Below are 18,116 nucleotides of genomic sequence, written 5' to 3'. Positions count from 1 at the left end.
ACATTTTCTGGCATCGCCTCATCGAGGGGAAGGTTTCCGAGCAGCGCTCGGATCTCCTCCAGTGAGGCGTGGACCTCGGCGCACTCGCCGCAGTCGGAGAGGTGTTGACGGAGAGCTGTTGCACGGGGTGGCGGGAGCAGCCCTTCAGTGAGATCAGAGATCTCCGAGACGTCCGGGTGCTGAGCCGTGTCGGCCGTGGATGTCATGCGAGCCCGCCTCCCTTCACAGCCGCGGCACTGCTGTCGCCGGTATCTTTTGGTCCTGATGGCGATGGGACGGATGTCCCTGGCGTCCGGTTCCTTGCCAAGACGCTGCCCTCGCTGTCCGCTCTGCCGCCGCGCAGGTGCGTGAGCAGAGGCAGCAGTCTGGCTCGGCCTCGGGCACAGCGGCTCTTCACGGTGCCTGTCGGTACGTCGAGGATGCGTGCGGCCTCAGCGACGGGGTACGCCTGCATATCCACCAGGATGAGAGCCGAGCGTTGTTCCGCCGGCAGGGTGGCCAGAGCTGCCACAAGCTCGCGGTGCAGGTCCTGCCGTTCCGCAGGAGCCTCGGCGGACTCGTGCGGCTCCATCAGCTGGTCGAGCCGCTCCGCGTCGTCGACCGGCGCGGTCTTCCGGGAAGCCGCCTTGCGGGCGCGGTCGAGGCATGCGTTGACCGTGATTCGATGGAGCCAGGTGGTGACCGCGGACTGACCACGGAAGGTGTGCGCGGCACGGAAGGCGGACACGAGTGCGTCCTGCACCGCGTCGGCTGCCTCTTCACGGTCGCCGAGTGTACGGAGCGCTACGGCCCAGAGACGGTCGCGATGCCGCCGGACCAGCTCACCGAAGGCGTCAGGATCGCCTGCGACGTGCTGAGCCAGGAGATCCTGGTCGCTGGTGTCTGCGAAACCGGCGTCGTCCAACGGTGAGCCCCCTCCCCCTGAAGCTGTCAGCTGGTGACCTTGATGTCCGAGATCTTGCCCCGGTAGTTCCCGCCGTCACTCGGAGGCAGTTTGGTCAGCCAGACCAGAAGGTACCGCGCTTGCACCGGCTTGTCGGGCTTCAGTGACACCTTTGTTCCGGTTCCCTTGGCCGCCCTGGTGAAGCCGTCCGGCATGGGGGGCACGGACGCGCCCTCGGTCGTTCTCAGCTCGACCGACGTCTCTCCACCGAGGAAGGACACATCGACGCTGCCGACCTGCTGGACCTCACCGAGGTCGAGGACGACGCCGACGCCTTCCTTGAGCTTGCCGAAGTAGGCGCTGTAGTAGCCGTCCGTGTTCCAGTAGGAGGCGGCGTCCCCGTCGTAGACGTTCTTTATCGAGGCCGGCTTCTCGGAGCCGTCCGAACCGAGCGGGTCGTAGTCCTGCGCGCCCACGATCTTCACGGGTTTGCTGGGCTCGATGGCGTTGTTGTCGTCGCCCGAGTCGGTCGTGTCGGTCTGCGTGGGGGTGGGCTCTTCGGAGTCCTTCCTGTCGAGCAGGGCCTCCGCAAGCTGCCAGCTGCCGAGTCCCAGGGCGGCGATGAGCAGCGCGGAGACGGCCCACTTGAGCACCTTGCCGGTGCGGCTCTGCAACGGAGGGGGAGGAACGGCGATGACCGGCTGTGTGGCGGAGGTGGGCCGGGTCGAGGGCCGTCCGTACGTGCCCTGCTGGTAGGTGGTGCGCTGGTACTCGGGCGGTGCGGTGAAAGTCGACTCCGGGGGGAGGACCCGCGGCATGGCAGCGACGGCCTTCGCCAGTTCGTCCGGGGTGGTGCAGGGCTGTTCCTGGCGCGACGCGGTGGCACCGTCGTTGGCGAGTGCGCGCATCGCGATCTCGGACAGCCCACGGTGCACGCCGGCCCGGACCTGGTCCGGAGGGATGAGGCCCAGGTCCTTGGGAAGTCCGGTAAGACCGTACGCGTCGTTCTCGTAGGGCCAGCGACGGGTCAGCGCCGCGTAGAGAAGGGCTCCGATGGCTTCGGTGTCCGTACGCAGAGGTTTGTCGGCCGTGATGCCGCGAAGAGCGGCGTTCACAGCCAGCCCACGGATGCGGTACTGCCCCGTCGAACTGCGCAGTACTGCTCCGGGCGTGAGGCGCAGGTGCGACAGGCCTTCGCGATGGGCCGCTGCCATGGCCTGGGAGATCTGGCTCACGAGCTGGTACGCGTCGTGGGCCTCCAGCGGTCCCGCGGCCAGCAGGGCGGTGAGTTCGGTGGCGTCGGGGAGCCATTCATGGACGACGTAGACGAGGTCGTCCTCCTCCACGGCGTCCAGTACCTGGACGAAGCGAGGGTCACCGAGCAGGGCCGAGGACCGGGCTGCGGCCAGCACCGAGCGGGCGCGTGGATGGTCGGCAGGCAGGAGATGCACGCCGACCGCGCGGCGCAGCTTCTCGTCGACGGCGCGCCAGCTGCTGAATCCATCCAGCCGGGTGACGCACTCCTCGAGCCGGTAGCGTCCGGCCAGTTTGTGACCACTGTGCAGGTCGGGCGTCGCGGGGACGCCGGCCGAGTCCTCGCGCCCGTCGCTCTCCGAGACCGTGGCCTCTGAGTCCTGGGTTTGTGCCGTCCCGTCGGTCGTGGCCGCTTCCGCCTTGGCGGTCAGCGGCTTGTCGCCGCTGTTGTCGGCCACGTCGACAGCGGCCGTGCTACGTTCCGCCACCGTCGTTCCTGCCTCCCCATCCGTTGCGCGATGCCAGCCCGCTCGGCATCACGCCAATTGTGCCCACACTCCGGCGCTATGCACGACACGCGGTGTCCAGCGATGGTTGTGCGGTCCGGCGTGCATTCAGCGTCCGAGTCGTCCCCGGACCATGCCGACCATGCCGTTGAGCTCCTCGATGCGCATCTTCTTGGCTGCGGCGAAGAAGATGCCCAGCAGGATGACACTGCCGCAGACCAGCGCCACCACCGAACCGCCGGCCCCGTCGCCGAGAGCCGCGAGAAGGGCGAAGCCCACGACGCCGCCGACGATGGCCGCGGGAAGCGCCGCCAGACAGAGGCGGGCGTAGGTGCGCACCACCCGGGCGCCGTCGAGACCACCGCCGAGCCTGTTGCTCAGCCGGCGCCAGGCGATGCCGACGCCCACCGCGTAGGCCAGCCCGTACGAGGCCGCCATACCCACGACTGCCCACTGAGCCGGAAGAACCACGTAGCAGAGTGCTGACGCGGCGGCATTGACCGCAGCCACGATGACCGTGTTGTAGAACGGGGTGCGGGTGTCCTCGTACGCGTAGAAGCCGCGCAGCACGACGTACTGCACGGAGTACGGGATCAGGCCCAGACCGAACGCCATGAGGATGAAGCCCATGGACCGTGCGGCCTCGGTACCGCTGGAGGCGTACAGCAGGGTGCACATCGGCAGGCCGAGCGCGAGGAACGTGAAGGCGACCGGGACGATGGCGACGGCCGAGTTGCGCAGTCCCTGCGAGATGTCGTCGCGGACTGCCCCTGGGTCGTTGTCATGGGCTGCCCGGGAGATGCGGGGCAGCAGGGCGGCCATGACCGACACGGTGATGATGGCCTGCGGCATGCCCCAGATCAGCTGGGCGTTGGAGTAGGCCAGGAAGCCCGCTCCGTCCTTGCCCGAGAGCTTGCCCGCCGAGGTGGCCAACTGCGTGACGACGATGACGCCTGCCTGGTTGGCAAGGACGAAGAGGACGGTCCACTTGGCGAGCTTGACCGTCTTGCCGAGCCCGTGTCCCTTCCAGTCGAAACGGGGACGGAAGCGGAACCCCGCCTCGCGCAGGTACGGAATCATGGCCAGCGCCTGGACGACCAGGCCCAGAAGGGTGCCGATGCCGAGCAGGCGGACGCCGTCCGCAGGGATCGTCTCGACACCCATCCGGGATTCGGCGGAGCTGCCGTAGACCCAGATGAACAGACCGAACGTGCAGATCATGACGATGTTGTTGAGGACCGGGGTCCACATCATCGCGCCGAACTTCCCGCGGGCGTTGAGGATCTGCCCCATCACCACGTGCACGCCCATGAAGAAGATGGTCGGCAGGCAGTAACGGGCGAACGTCACGGCCACACTGTTTGCCGCGGGGTCGTTCGCGATGGGGCTCGACATGAGGTGGATCAGCCACGGGGCCGCGAAGACCGCGACCGCGACGATCGCACCCAGTGCGACCATGACCAGCGTCAGCAGCCGGTTCGCGTAGGCCTCGCCGCCGTCGGCGTCGTCCTTCATGGACCGGACGAGTTGCGGGACGAAGACCGAGTTGAGCCCGCCGCCCACGGTCAGGATGTAGATCATCGTGGGCAGGGTGTACGCGATGGTGAAGCTGTCACCGAGCAGAGCGGCACCCAGCGCGGCAGTGATGACGAGGCTGCGCACGAAGCCTGTGAGCCGGGACACCATGGTGCCCGCGGCCATGAGGGCACTCGACTTCAGTATCCCGCCGGCCCGGCCCCCGGACTTGGGCGGCACGGGTACCGGAGCGGCTTCCGGCTCGGCGGGAGGGCCCGGAGGGCGGCCCGACCCCTCCTGGTCGCGGAACAGGTGAGCGAAGGCGTCCTGGTCCTCACGGTCGTCCGACGCTCGCGTCACCAGGTCGTCCACCCCCACGTACTGGGTGGTCGCGGCATTGTCACCGTACGGAAGGTGCCGAGAGGGGCCCGCAGGCTCCGGTGGCGGTGTCTGAGCCCAGATCCGGGGGTCGGGAGCGTACTGGGCCGCGGGAGGCTGCTGGTAGAGCGCCTGCGGCTCCTGGTAGGTCCCGGGAGGCGGGGGCGGGTGCGAGGCGCGGTCGTACAGCGCCTCGGCCACCGGATCCTGCGCGGCGAGGTCCTGGGCGCGGTACGGATCGTGGTCGTACGCGTGCTGCAGGTACGGGTCAGGGATCTCCCCGTCCTGGCCGGAGCCGGGCGGCACCGGCGGACCACTGGAGGACCCAGCCCCGCCCGCGCCCTGGCCGCGGTCACCGTCGTACGGCGCGTTCATCGAAACCCCACCTCATTGTCCGCGGCCGACCGGCCCCGACAGACGTCGCTCAACGGTCCACTTTCTCACCCGGGCCCGACGGGGCACCGCTTTCCGGACCGGTGTCCGGCCGCGGGTCACTCGGCTGCTCGGGTTCACCGCCGCCGCCCTCCACCGTGCCATCGGCGGCGGCGCGCTTGCGGTGGGTATACATCCTGATGCCGGCCAGGACCAGCAGGAGCAGCCCGCCGGCGATGACGAGAAGCACCGTGGGCGTGACTTCCGAGACCTTCACGGTGAAGGTCATCGCCTCGCCGTACGGCACATTGTCCGTGGTGAAGAGCCGTGCCGTGACGTGTGCCTGCCCGTTGGCGTTGGCCGAGGCGTCGAACTTCACGGACTGGCTGTGTCCGCCGGCGATCTGGATCGGCTTTTCGGCCACCGCTCCGCCGTCGTTGAGCTTCAGGCGTGTGGCATTGCCCGAGGTCAGACGGAGCACCAAGTGGTCGACACCCTGGACCAGTTTGTTCTGCACGGTCACGGGGATCGTCGCGCTGCGCCCGGAGAGGGTCACATCCGACTTCGCGATCAGCTGCACCTCGTCGGTGAGGCTTTGCAGGTAGGTACGGACCGAATCGCGGTACCGCTGCGCCTCCAGTGGCCTCCCGCGCCACGATGTCGAGACGGAGCGGTTGATCGCGTTCCCGAAGGGGGTCACCACCCTGTCGGACTGGGTGAGGATCACCTGGAAATTGTTCAGCGAGTCCTGCGTCGTCCTGATGTCCTGGAACGCCTGTGTGGGCAGCTCCTGGCTGCGCAGCTTCTTCGGGTACTGGGACGCCCTGGGCACCTTGGTGGTGGCCTGGGCGTCCGGCTTCTCGTCCGCGGCCGCCACCAGATCGAGTGGCTGTGTCCAGCGCTCGGGGGTGAGGGCCTGCAGCGCACGTGCCATGGTCTGGGCCTGTGCGGCGGTGGGAGCGCGCTGGGGGGCGACGACGATGCTGCGTTCGCCGTCGGATTCCTGCTCCGTCAGTGCGAGCGTCTGGGCGAGGAACTTCTGGACGGCGAGTGTCGAGGCGCCGGCTTTGGCCATGTCGCCCGTGAACGCCGTGGACAGCCGGTGGTCCGCGACGACGGCGGTGGTGCCACCGCCGATCGGCCGGGCCGATGTCGGCGTGTAGGGCAGCCCCCCCGTCTCGTCGAGACTGTCGCTGCGGGCGATCACCTTGTGCGCGCCGGCGGACGTGGCGACATCCACCACGGACGGGTCGATCGCGCCGTCCACCGGCCAGGCGAAGTCGGTCGACGGCTTGACGTGCAGAACCGTCTCCACGGTCTTGCCCGCCACCTCGGTCGCCGTCTGCAGGTGGCTGAGGGTGCCCGAGACGTTCTTGCCGCGGTGGGCGATGGAGGCCAGGTCCGGGTCGGCGAACGGCAGAGCCACCACCTTGCCGTCCTTGACGGCCCCTTCCAGGTCGTTGAGCCACTTCTTGGCGATGGCCTGGTTGGTCCCCGCGACGGTCTTGTCGCCGACTCTGACGCGGTAGTTCTTGGTCATCGCGTCGACCGAAGCCAGCAGGTCCGGGTCGATCACCCACGTCACGGGAAGCGGACTTCCCAGCGACACCAACTGCTCCAGCCGGCCGCCGGGAGCGAGTTCGAGGGCCAGGTCGTCGTTCGAGAAGACGGGCGTCTGCTGTTCGTCCGAGCCTGTCTCAGCCGTGACGTGGGCCGACGCGATCAGCGGCCAGAGGAAGGTCAGTTTGGTCTTGCCCTTGCTGTCCTCGGGCTGCCAGGGGAGGAAGGTGCGCTGGATGCCGAGCACCTGGTCGTAGGCGTAGTCGGAGGTCTTGCCGGTGAGGGAGACCCCCAGTTGGTAGACGCCTTCGTCGTCCAGGTCCAGCTTGTCCACCGGGACCGCGAGGGTGAAGTCCTGGCTGACCCCCGGGGCGAGCTTGGAGACCTTCACCGAGTACTTGCCACCGAGCTTGGCCGGGTCGCTGCCGGGCAGGTACCCGGTGCGCTCGGCCGCCTCGTCGATGGCGCCCCTGCCGGAGAGCGTCGGCCCGACCCGCAGGTCGACCTCGGCATCGGTGACCGCCTTCTTGCCTTTGTTGGTCAGGGTTCCGGAGATGCTGAGGGTGTCGCCCTCGACCGGTGCGCTGGGAGAGAGCGTGTCCAGAGACACATCGACGGTGCGTGATCCGGTGGGGGCCTTGGCGGCTTGCCCGGCCTGCGCGGAAAGCGCCGCGGGGCCGGCCAGGAGGCCGGTGATCAGCGGTGCCCCGACGATCAAGGAGGCTGTGCGCCGGAGCCACCGGCGGGCAGGGGAGGGTTTCATCCCCTGAAAGTCTGCCGCCTCGGCCACGCGTACCCGTCCCTCGTCGTCGGTTGGATGCCGGTCCTGCCGGTCTCTGCGTCCACGCATGGTAACGATGAGCCCGCGAGCTGAGTGCCGGGGACCATGCCACATGATCGGGAGAGTCTCGCAGGGCCGCCGGAAACGGTGACGCCCGGGCCGGTCCGGGCACGTACCCTTTTCTGTTGTGCCGAACGCCAACGAAGACAGCCCCCGTGCCCTGAGCCAGGTGCAGCACCGCGCAGTCAGCGAACTGCTGCGGGTCTCCCCCGTCGCCGACGACCTCGCCCGACGATTCCAGGAAGCCGGATTCGGTCTCGCTCTGGTCGGAGGGTCCGTCCGCGACGCGTTGCTCGGCCGGCTCGGAAATGATCTGGACTTCACCACCGACGCGCGCCCGGAGGACGTACTCAAGATCGTCCGGCCCTGGGCGGACTCGGTCTGGGAGGTCGGTATCGCCTTCGGCACCGTCGGTCTGCAGAAGGACGGCTATCAGATCGAGGTCACCACCTACAGGTCCGAGGCGTACGACAGGACCTCGCGCAAGCCGGAGGTCTCCTACGGCGACTCGATCGAGGAAGACCTCGTGCGCCGCGACTTCACGGTCAACGCCATGGCTGTCGCACTCCCTGAGAAGGAGTTCATCGATCCGCACGGCGGGCTCGACGACCTCGATCAGCGCGTACTGCGTACCCCGGGTACACCTGAAGCCTCGTTCTCCGATGATCCGCTGCGCATGCTGCGTGCAGCTCGGTTCGCCGCCCAGCTGGACTTCGACGTCGCTCCTGACGTCGTCACGGCGATGACCGACATGGCAGAGCGCATCGAGATCGTCTCTGCCGAGCGAGTCCGTGAGGAGCTCAACAAGCTGCTCCTGTCCGGGCACCCCCGCAAGGGTCTGGGACTGCTCGTGGACACCGGTCTGGCCGACCGGGTGCTGCCCGAGCTTCCCGCGCTGCGCCTGGAAAGTGATGAGCATCACCGTCACAAGGATGTCTATGAGCACTCCCTGACGGTCCTGGAGCAAGCGATCGATCTCGAGGAGGACGGCCCCGACCTCGTGCTGCGGCTGGCCGCCCTGCTGCACGACATCGGCAAACCGAGGACGCGTCGCTTCGAGAAAGACGGCCGTGTCTCGTTCCACCACCACGAGGTGGTCGGAGCGAAGATGGCCAAGAAGCGGATGACGGAGCTCAAGTACTCCAACGACCTGGTGAGGGACGTCTCGAAGCTGGTGGAGCTTCATCTGCGCTTCCACGGCTACGGTGACGGCGAATGGACCGACTCCGCTGTACGCAGGTACGTGCGGGATGCGGGGCCACTGCTGAACAGGCTGCACAAGCTGACGCGATCGGACTGCACGACGCGGAACAAGCGCAAGGCGAATGCCCTGTCGCGCACGTATGACGGGCTCGAGGAACGCATCGCGCAGTTGCAGGACCAGGAGGAGCTGGATGCGATCCGGCCGGACCTGGACGGCAACGAGATCATGCAGATTCTGGGTGTGGGGCCGGGCCCTGCCATCGGGAAGGCGTACGCCTTCTTGTTGGAGCTGCGGCTGGAGAACGGGCCGGTGGAGCGTGATGCCGCGGTTGCCGCTCTGAAGGAGTGGTGGGCCGCTCAGGACTGACACGGTCCTGAACGTGTGCGCGGGTGTGGCCGACCGCGCTGAGCCGGGTCATGTTTCACGTGAAACATGACCCGCGAAACGGATGGGCAAGCCGGTGAAGGGGTGCTGTTTCACGTGAAACAGCACCCCTCACTCCTTGGCGCGGACGCGTGCCGACGCCAGGTGCGCACGGCGTCGCCGCAACAGTGCTGCCGAAGTCATGGCGTAGAGGACCGCCACGGTCACCACCACGACGACGGACCGCCCCTCCTTGGGAAGCACGAGGGCGGCCAGCGCGGCGGCCGCGACGAAGGCGACGTTGAACAGAACGTCGTAGAGAGAGAAGATCCGGCCGCGGTAGGCGTCGTCCACGGATGCCTGCACCTGTGTATCCGTCGTGATCTTCGCTCCCTGGGTGATGAGCCCGAGGATGAACGCCGCCGCCACCATCGGGACGGGGGCGAACGACAGTCCCAGTGCCGGTTCCAGCAAAGCTGCCGCTCCGGCGCACCCTCCCATCCAGCCGAAGCGGCCGAGTCGGCCGACGGCCCACGGTGTGACGAGGGCGGCCACGAAGAATCCCGCAGCTGAGGCGCCGAGTGCCAGACCGAGCAGGGCCAGACCGTCGGACTCGCTGTCGGACCAGGCATACCGGCAGAGCATCAGCAGCATCACGGTGAGCGCCCCGTAGCAAAAACGCAGCACCGTCATCGCGGTCAGTGCCCGTGCCGCGTCCTTGCGTTCCGCCAGATGGCGCAGCCCGGCCAGGAGACCCGACGCCGTGGTGCTCAGCGCCTCACGCACCCGCACATGGTGTTGGCCCCGATCCGGCCCGAGGAGGGTGCGGGGCAGCGTCAGGGAGGCCACGGCCGACAGGAGATAGAGGAGAGCACCCAGAAGGACCACCGTCGCGTCGGACCCGTCGGTCAGCAGTCGGATGGCCAGAGCGAGACCTCCGCCCGCCGTGGCGGCCAGCGTTCCAGCAGTCGGCGAGAGCGAGTTGGCGATGACGAGCCGGTCGGTGTCCACCACGCGGGGCAGGGCCGCCGAGAGGCCGGCCAGGACGAAGCGATTCACCGCGGTGACGCAGAGGGCGGAAACGTAGAAGAGCCAGTCCGGGACCGAGCTCAGGAGCAGCAGGGCCGTGCAGCAGGCCAGGGCGGCCCGTAGGAGGTTGCCGTAGAGGAAGACCTGGCGGCGTGGCCAGCGGTCGAGCAGTACTCCGGCGAAGGGGCCGATCAGCGAGTACGGGAGCAGCAGTACGGCCATGGCGGAGGCGATGGCCCCAGGCGTCGTCTGGTTCTCCGGTGAGAAGACGACGTAAGTGGCGAGCGCGACCTGGTAGACGCCGTCGGCACACTGTGAGAGAAGCCGTACGGCTAGCAGGCGACGGAAGTTCCTCAGGCGCAGGAGCACGCGAAGATCACGCACGACAGGCATGTGCGCAAGGGTCACACACATGAGGGGTCCCCGGGCGGATTGCCCGGGGACCCCTCACAGAAGCGAACAAGCGTCGCCCGGGTCGATCAGCGCTCGACGTCGCCGCTGATGAACTTCTCGACGTTCTCGCGGGCCTCGTCGTCGAAGTACTGGACCGGCGGGGACTTCATGAAGTACGAGGAGGCCGAGAGGATCGGGCCACCGATGCCGCGGTCCTTGGCGATCTTCGCCGCGCGCACGGCGTCGATGATGACACCGGCGGAGTTCGGGGAGTCCCAGACCTCGAGCTTGTACTCCAGGTTCAGCGGGACGTCGCCGAAGGCGCGGCCCTCGAGGCGCACGTACGCCCACTTGCGGTCGTCCAGCCAGGCCACGTAGTCCGAGGGGCCGATGTGGACGTTGTCGGCGCCGAGCTCACGGTCGCGGATCTGCGAGGTGACGGCCTGCGTCTTCGAGATCTTCTTGGACTCCAGGCGCTCACGCTCGAGCATGTTCTTGAAGTCCATGTTGCCGCCGACGTTCAGCTGCATCGTGCGGTCCAGGATGACGCCCCGGTCCTCGAAGAGCTTCGCCATCACGCGGTGCGTGATGGTGGCGCCGACCTGCGACTTGATGTCGTCGCCGACGATCGGGACGCCGGCCTCGGTGAACTTGTCCGCCCACTCCTTGGTGCCGGCGATGAACACCGGCAGGGCGTTGACGAACGCGACCTTGGCGTCGATGGCGCACTGCGCGTAGAACTTCGCAGCGACCTCGGAACCGACGGGCAGGTAGCAGACGAGGACGTCGACCTGCTTGTCCTTGAGGGTCTGGACGATGTCGACGGGGGCCTCGGTGGACTCCTCGATCGTCTCGCGGTAGTACTTGCCGAGCCCGTCGTGGGTGTGGCCGCGCTGAACGGTCACGCCGGTGTGGGGCACGTCGGCGATCTTGATGGTGTTGTTCTCGCTGGCGCCGATGGCGTCCGCGAGGTCGAGGCCGACCTTCTTCGCGTCGACGTCGAAGGCGGCGACGAACTCGACGTCACTCACGTGGTAGTCGCCGAACTGGACGTGCATCAGGCCGGGCACCTTGCCGGCCGGATCGGCGTCCTTGTAGAACTCGACGCCCTGCACCAGTGAGGCGGCGCAGTTGCCCACGCCGACGATGGCTACGCGAACCGAACCCATGCCGATTGCTCCCTGTGTGTTCTCGGTGTTCCCCGGTACCGCACGCGGTTCTGCGGGGATTTCACTTGGTGTCGTCGGACGGATCCGGCCGGGATTGGTCCCCGTGCCGGGGCAGGCCGCCCGTCTCTCCTGATGTTTCGTGCTGAGAGGAGCCCTCGGGCGAGGATCGGCGACGATCCTTTCCCGACCGCTCGCTCTCGATGAGCTCGTTCAGCCAGCGCACCTCGCGCTCCACGGACTCCATGCCGTGTCGCTGCAGCTCAAGCGTGTAGTCGTCGAGTCGTTCCCGGGTGCGGGCCAGCGAGGCGCGCATCTTCTCGAGGCGCTCCTCCAGCCTGCTGCGGCGCCCTTCGAGCACACGCATCCGCACGTCGCGCTCCGTCTGCCCGAAGAAGGCGAAACGAGCGGCGAAGTGCTCGTCCTCCCAGGCGTCCGGGCCGGTGTGCGAGAGCAGCTCCTCGAAGTGCTCCTTACCTTCCCCCGTCAACCGGTAGACGATCTTGGCGCGTCGCCCCGCCAGTGAGGACGTGGGAGTGACCCCGCGGCCTGTGGTGGGCGGCGACGCCGGGACGCTCATCGGCTCCTCGATCAACCAGCCGCTTGCGACCAGCGTCTTGAGGCAGGGGTAGAGGGTGCCGTAGCTGAAGGCGCGGAAGATTCCCAGCGACGTGTTGAGGCGCTTCCGCAGCTCGTACCCGTGCATCGGCGACTCACGGAGCAGGCCGAGTACGGCGAATTCGAGGATGCCGGAGCGTCTGCTCACCTTCGCCGTCCCTTCTTCACCCTGCGTCCGCGGGGCCGTGGGCCCACCTTATGCCGTGCTGATGTATCGACTCGATACATCAGCACGATAGATCGGTCCGTGATGTTCGACAAGGGCGCGGTTCGTGAGCGGCGTCACATCAGGGATTCATAGGGAGCGACTTGCGTGATTTGGGGTGAAGTTCGGTCCCCGGAGGTTTTTGACCGTGCGTAGTCTGTGCGGCATGCAGACCACCGGGAACCGCGAGACGGCCCGGCGCGTCCGTTATCGCGGACTGCCGGATGCAGCGCGGGTGGGCCTTCCGCAGGGCTTGTCCGTAATTCGGGGGGACCGGATCTCAACTGCCGCTTCCAGGCACTCTTGCCTGCCCGAGGAGTAGTCGTTCGATGAGCGAGCACCGTCGCAAAGCGTCCCAACCGCAAGGTGGCGGGCGCGCAGCGGCCAGACGAGCCGCCCAACAGCCTGCTGGACGTCGCACTGATGCGTCACGCAGAGCAACTTCAGAGTCACCCTCCGACACCTACGGCGAGGAGTCGTCGCCCGGCGGCCGCGCCGAGGCGCGCCGTGCCGCCCAGCGGGGCGGGAGCAGGCGACGGGGAGGTGGTGACAACAGCGGTCAGGAAGGGCGTGGCAGGGGGCGCGCCGATTCCGGCAAGAAGCGCCTGATCGATTACCCGCGGGCCGGCAAGTACGGTGCACGTCGCTGGGTTCCGTCGTGGAAGCTGTTCTCCGGCCTGGCCCTGGGCTTTCTCGGCGTCATGATGGGCGCCGCCGGCATCGCCTACGCCCTGGTGGTGCCGCCGGAGCCCAAGGACCTCGCCACCGCCCAGAACAACATCTACTACTGGGCCGACGACACGCCGATGGCCGCCGCGGGCGGTGACGTCAACCGCCAGGAGATCGAGTACGCCCAGATTCCGGTGGCGATGCGGAACGCCGTCATCTCCGCCGAGAACAAGTCGTTCGAACACGACAGGGGCATCGACCCCATGGGCATCGCCCGCGCCTTCTACAACATGGCGAAGGGGGGTGACACACAGGGCGGTTCGACGATCACCCAGCAGTACGTGAAGAACTCCATGCTCACCCAGGACCAGACTCTGAGCCGGAAGTTCAAGGAACTCTTCATCACGCTCAAGGTCGGCAAGACGGAGAGCAAAGAGAAGGTCATGAAGGGGTACCTCAACGTCTCCTACTACGGACGTGGTGCTTCCGGACTGCAGGCCGCGGCGCGTGCGTACTACAACAAGGACGCCCAGGAACTGAACCCCAGTGAGTGCGCCTTCCTGGCGACGCTGCTCAAGGGCGCGAGCTACTACGACCCCGCCGGTGCCCCTGAGATCGACCCGGTGAGGGCCACAAAGAAGGAGAACACCCGGCGGGCCAAGGCCCGCTGGAAGTGGATCCTCGACGAGGAGGTCAAGGACGGTCGGTTGCCGGCGGCCGAGCGTGCCAAGTACACGACCTTTCCCATGCCGCAGGAGCCGAAGACGGACGACGCACTGGGCGGCCAGACCGGTTACCTCGTCGACCTCGCCAGGAAGTACTTCCTCGCGCACAACAAGAGGCACGTCACCGGCAAGGAACTCGCCCTGGGCGGCTACGAGATCCACACGACCTTCGACAAGAAGAAGGTCAAACAGCTCGAGAAGGCGATCAACACGGTCTACAAGGCCAAGATCGACCCGAAGAAGCGTCCCGACAAGGACACACACGTCGAGTTCGGCGGCGCGTCGGTGGACACCAAGACGGGTGCCATCGTCGCCACGTACGGCGGCCAGGACGCGACGAAGCACTACACCAACAACGCGGACGCGACCGGTGCGCAGGTCGGCTCGACGTGGAAGCCGTTCGTGCTGGCAGCCGCCATGCAGTACGGAAAGCGTGACCCGAAACTCCCTGAGGACCAGGGCCTTTCGGACCGCAAGCTCGTGTCGCAGAAGAGTATCTACAACGGCGACAACAAGCTGAGGATCACGAAGTACAACGGCGAGGTCTGGCGCGCGAAGGACCAGGCCGAGCTGCTCCAGACCAACGACGGTGACCACAGTTATGGGCCCGTCACCCTGCGCTACGCCATGCAGGAGTCGGCGAACTCCCCCTACGTCCAGCTCGGCATGGACGTCGGCACCGACAAGGTCAAGCAGGCGGCGATGGACGCGGGGTTGCGTGACGACGAGTTCATGGCCGACTCGAACGTGCCCTCGTTCTCCATCGGCACGTCCTCTCCGAGTGCCATCCGCATGGCCGGCGCCTACGCCACCTTCGCCACCAGCGGCAAGCAGCGGGACCCCTTCTCGGTCACCGAGGTGAAGCACAAGGGTGAGGTCATCTACCAGCACGAGACGGAGACCAAGAACCGGTTTTCCCCTGCCATCGCGGACAACGTCACCGACGTGCTGAAGAACGTCGTCGAGCACGGGACGGGTACACCCGCGCAGCTGCCGGGACGCGACGTGGCGGGCAAGACGGGTACCACCGACGGCAACAAGTCGGCCTGGTTCGTCGGCTACACCCCGCAGCTGTCCACCGCCGTCAGCATGTTCCGGCTGGACGACGACGAGACGAAGAAGAACCGCAAGTTCCTTGAGATGTACGGCACCGGCGGCGAGAAGTCGATCCACGGTGCCTCGTTCCCGGCACAGATCTGGCACGACTACATGGCCGACGCCATGCAGGGCAAGAAGGTCATCAACTTCCCGAAGCCCGAACCGTGGGGCGAGAAGCTCTACGGCGGTGGCGCCAGCCCCAGCCCGACGCCGAGCCCGACTCCCTCGCCCTCGGAGACCACCAAGGCCCCCGAGACGCCGTCGCCCACCCCGACGACCCCGTCCCCCACGCCGAGCGACACGTGTGCGCCGCTCGACTGGGACTGCAAGAACAACGGCGGAGCGACCGCGGGCCAGGACAACGGCGGCACCACCGACGGGACCACGAACGCAGGGACCGACGCCGGGACCACGGACGGCGGTACTGACACCGGCACGACGCAAGGCACGACGCAAGGCACGACGCAGGGCACGACGCAGGGCACGACCAACGGCAACTCGAACAGCAACGGCGCGCTCTTCGGAGGCGGTGGATAGCGCCGCAGAGGGCGGTGGACACCACCACCGCCCTCCGGGAAGCCCTCCAGGGCCCGCCCGACGCGTATGAGGAGGGCCGCCGCACCAGCCAGGTGCCGGCGGCCCTCGTGCGTCGCGTGGGCGGCCCACGCCCGCACACAGCGCCGTACGGCAGGATGTGGGGCATGCCAAGCGCAGAAGCCACGAGCGTGGACCAGGAGCCGTCCGTCGTACCGCCCACGCGACAGGACGAGATCGCCGCCGCGGGCAGCGAACTGATCGGCGGGCCGAAGGGCCGCTGGGCGCGGTTCGGTTCCGGGCCGCTCACCCCGGTGCGCGTCATCGCGCTCCTGGCGATCGGGATGTTCGCACTCGGCATGGTGCAGAAGGTCCCCTGCTACGACTGGGCCTGGTTCCGCGGCACCAGCTCGCAGTACACGCACGCCTGCTACTCCGACATCCCGCACCTCTACCTCGGGCGCGGCTTCGCCGACGGCCTCGTGCCGTACTTCGACCGGCTCAGCGGCGACATGGCGTACCTTGAGTACCCCGTCCTGACCGGCCTGTTCATGCAGATCGCGTCCTGGCTGACGCTGACGCCGTCCTCGGACCCGATCCAGCAGCGCGAGCAGATCTACTGGATGGTCAACGCGGGCATGCTGATGATCTGCGCCGTGATCATCGCGGTGTGCGTCGCCCGTACGCACCGGCGCCGCCCGTGGGACGGCCTGCTCGTCGCGCTCGCCCCGGCCCTCGCCCTCACCGCGACCATCAACTGGGACCTGCTCGCCGTCGCGCTGACGGCCGCGGCGATGCTCATGTGGTCCCGGGGCAGGCCCCTCGCGTTCGGCGTCCTGATCGGCCTTGCGACGGCCGCCAAGCTGTATCCCGTGCTGCTCCTGGGGCCCCTGCTGGTGCTGTGCTTCCGGGCCGGGAAGTGGCGCGAGTGCGGTTCCGCCGTGTTCGGCGCGGCCGCGGCCTGGCTGGTGGTGAACCTGCCGGTGATGCTGTACGCCCCCGAGGGCTGGAAGAAGTTCTACACGTTCAGTCAGGAACGGCAGATCGACTACGGCTCCTTCTGGCTGATCATCACCCAGCGCACCGGCAGGCCCATCGACGTGGACACGGTCAACACCGCCTCCGTGGCACTGATGATCGTGCTGTGCGCGGGGATCGCCGGGCTGGCGCTGGGAGCCCGGCGCAGGCCCAGATTCGCGCAGCTCGCGTTCCTGGTCGTGGCCGCGTTCATCCTGACGAACAAGGTCTACTCGCCGCAGTACGTCCTCTGGCTGATCCCGCTGGCCGCGCTGGCCAGGCCGCGCTGGCGCGACTTCCTCGTCTGGCAGGCCTGCGAGGTCGCGTACTTCCTGGGCATCTGGTTCTACCTCGCCTACACGACGAGCGGCGACAAGCACCAGGGGCTGCCGCAGGAGGGCTACCAGGTCGCGATCCTCCTGCACCTGGTGGGAACGCTCTACCTGTGCGCCATGGTCGTCAGGGACATCCTGAGGCCGGAGAGGGACCCCGTGCGGCGCGACGGGGCCGACGACCCGTCGGGCGGGGTGCTCGACGGTGCGCCGGACAAGGTCGCGCTCGCGGGTCCGGCGGACCGCCGTGCGGCCGGAAACACCGCACCCGCGGTCGAAGGACCGCGGGTGGAGTGGGGCACCGCCGGCCGGACGGCGTCCGACTGAGGGGAGGGCCGGGCTACCGTTCCACGAGGCGGTCGAACTGGGTGGTCGTGTGGCGCAGGTGGGCCACCAGTTCGTCGCCGACGCTCGGCTCCTGGGCGTCCGAGGGAACGAAGAGGATCGACACCTGCATGTGCGGCGGCTCGGCGAACCAGCGCTGCTTGCCCGCCCAGACGAACGGCGACAGGTTGCGGTTCACCGTGGCCAGCCCCGCGCGTGCGACACCCTTGGCGCGGGGCATCACTCCGTGCAGGGCCTTCGGAGCCTCCAGGCCCACACCGTGGGATGTTCCGCCGGCGACGACCACGAGCCACCCGTCGGAAGCGGCCTTCTGCTGGCGGTAGCCGAAGCGGTCGCCCTTGACGACGCGCGTGACGTCGAGCACGGCGCCGCGGTACTCGGTGGCCTCGTGGTCGCCGAGCCAGAGCCGCGTGCCGATGCGTGCGCGGAAGCGGGTCTGCGGGAACTGCTGCTGAAGGCGGGCCAGCTCCTCGGCACGCAGGTGGCTGACGAACATCGTGTGCAGGGGCAGCCGGGCGGCGCGGAGACGGTCCATCCAGGTGATGACCTCCTCGACCGCGTCCGAACCGTCCGTGCGGTCGAGCGGCAGGTGCAGGGCGAACCCTTCGAGGCGCACGTCCTCTATCGCCGCGTGCAGCTGGCCGAGCTCCTCCTCCTTCACGCCGTGGCGCTTCATCGAGCTCATGCACTCGATGACCACCCGCGCGCCCACCAGGGCGTGTACGCCGTCCACGGAGGAGACGGAGCGGATGACGCGGTCGGGCAGCGGCACCGGCTCCTCGCCCCTGCGGAAGGGGGTCAGCACCAGCAGGTCGCCGCTGAACCAGTCCTTGATGCGGGCGGCCTCGTACGTGGTGCCGACGGCCAGGGTGTCGGACCCGAAGCGGATCGCCTCGTCGGCCAGCCGCTCGTGGCCGAAGCCGTATCCGTTGCCCTTGCAGACGGGGACGAGCCCCGGGAACTGGTCGAGCACGGACTTCTGGTGCGCCCGCCAGCGCGCGGTGTCGACGTAGAGGGAGAGCGCCATGGCCGGCCCGGAACCTTTCTGGTGGCTGCGGTGTAAGTGAGATGAGGGAGAGGAGCTGGTGGTGATCGTGACCGGGGTGCGC

The 18,116-nt window shown here is 68.0% G+C and carries 11 protein-coding genes; 3 read left to right on the top strand and 8 right to left on the bottom strand.

Annotated features, from left to right (window positions below; all coding sequences use genetic code 11):
* Positions 1-202: 202 nt before the first annotated feature.
* The 4 genes from sigM to OG206_RS16655 all read right to left on the bottom strand — a co-directional run bounded on the left by sigM (position 203) and on the right by OG206_RS16655 (position 7,258).
* Entirely contained in the window at positions 203-904 is a 702-nt protein-coding gene (gene sigM, locus OG206_RS16670; RefSeq protein ID WP_327116783.1) for an RNA polymerase sigma factor SigM, read from the bottom strand.
* A 26-nt stretch (positions 905-930) separates the two neighbouring features.
* The gene (locus OG206_RS16665) at positions 931-2,625 is read right to left on the bottom strand and encodes a protein kinase family protein (protein ID WP_327116781.1); all 1,695 of its coding nucleotides are present in this window, start codon (positions 2,623-2,625) and stop codon (positions 931-933) included.
* 126 nt (positions 2,626-2,751) lie between these two features.
* Complete coding sequence (gene murJ / locus OG206_RS16660) at positions 2,752-4,911, bottom strand: murein biosynthesis integral membrane protein MurJ (protein ID WP_327116779.1); 2,160 nt, start codon at positions 4,909-4,911, stop codon at positions 2,752-2,754.
* A gap of 49 nt (positions 4,912-4,960) precedes the next feature.
* Positions 4,961-7,258: a DUF6049 family protein gene (locus OG206_RS16655; protein ID WP_327122298.1), complete on the bottom strand. Its 2,298-nt coding sequence runs from the start codon at positions 7,256-7,258 to the stop codon at positions 4,961-4,963.
* Positions 7,259-7,436: 178 nt separating this feature from the next.
* On the opposite strand from OG206_RS16655, the gene OG206_RS16650 reads away from it, so the two are divergent.
* Positions 7,437-8,879: a CCA tRNA nucleotidyltransferase gene (locus OG206_RS16650; RefSeq protein WP_327116777.1), complete on the top strand. Its 1,443-nt coding sequence runs from the start codon at positions 7,437-7,439 to the stop codon at positions 8,877-8,879.
* Between the two features lie 129 nt (positions 8,880-9,008).
* On the opposite strand, the gene OG206_RS16645 is transcribed toward OG206_RS16650, so the two are convergent.
* The 3 genes from OG206_RS16645 to OG206_RS16635 all read right to left on the bottom strand — a co-directional run bounded on the left by OG206_RS16645 (position 9,009) and on the right by OG206_RS16635 (position 12,230).
* On the bottom strand, positions 9,009-10,298 hold the full coding sequence (locus OG206_RS16645) for an MFS transporter (protein ID WP_327116775.1): 1,290 nt from the start codon (positions 10,296-10,298) through the stop codon (positions 9,009-9,011).
* 86 nt (positions 10,299-10,384) lie between these two features.
* On the bottom strand, positions 10,385-11,467 hold the full coding sequence (locus tag OG206_RS16640; RefSeq protein WP_327116773.1) for an inositol-3-phosphate synthase: 1,083 nt from the start codon (positions 11,465-11,467) through the stop codon (positions 10,385-10,387).
* Positions 11,468-11,528: 61 nt separating this feature from the next.
* Positions 11,529-12,230 (bottom strand): PadR family transcriptional regulator, encoded by a 702-nt coding sequence (locus OG206_RS16635; protein ID WP_327116771.1) that lies wholly within the window; start codon positions 12,228-12,230, stop codon positions 11,529-11,531.
* A 386-nt stretch (positions 12,231-12,616) separates the two neighbouring features.
* On the opposite strand from OG206_RS16635, the gene OG206_RS16630 reads away from it, so the two are divergent.
* Together OG206_RS16630 and OG206_RS16625 are read left to right on the top strand one after the other, a co-directional pair.
* Entirely contained in the window at positions 12,617-15,316 is a 2,700-nt protein-coding gene (locus OG206_RS16630; RefSeq protein ID WP_327116769.1) for a transglycosylase domain-containing protein, read from the top strand.
* A gap of 164 nt (positions 15,317-15,480) precedes the next feature.
* Positions 15,481-16,989 carry a glycosyltransferase family 87 protein gene (locus OG206_RS16625; protein ID WP_327116767.1) on the top strand — a complete coding sequence of 503 codons (1,509 nt, stop codon included), beginning with the start codon at positions 15,481-15,483 and terminating at the stop codon, positions 16,987-16,989.
* Positions 16,990-17,002: 13 nt separating this feature from the next.
* Here the strand turns inward: OG206_RS16625 and OG206_RS16620 are convergent, their stop codons facing one another.
* Complete coding sequence (locus OG206_RS16620; protein WP_327116765.1) at positions 17,003-18,034, bottom strand: alanine racemase; 1,032 nt, start codon at positions 18,032-18,034, stop codon at positions 17,003-17,005.
* Between the last annotated feature and the right edge of the window lie 82 nt (positions 18,035-18,116).

The sequence above is a fragment of the Streptomyces sp. NBC_01341 genome (assembly GCF_035946055.1).
In the GTDB taxonomy this organism is placed as follows: Bacteria; Actinomycetota; Actinomycetes; order Streptomycetales; family Streptomycetaceae; genus Streptomyces.
This window is presented reverse-complemented; position numbering and strand designations above follow the sequence as displayed.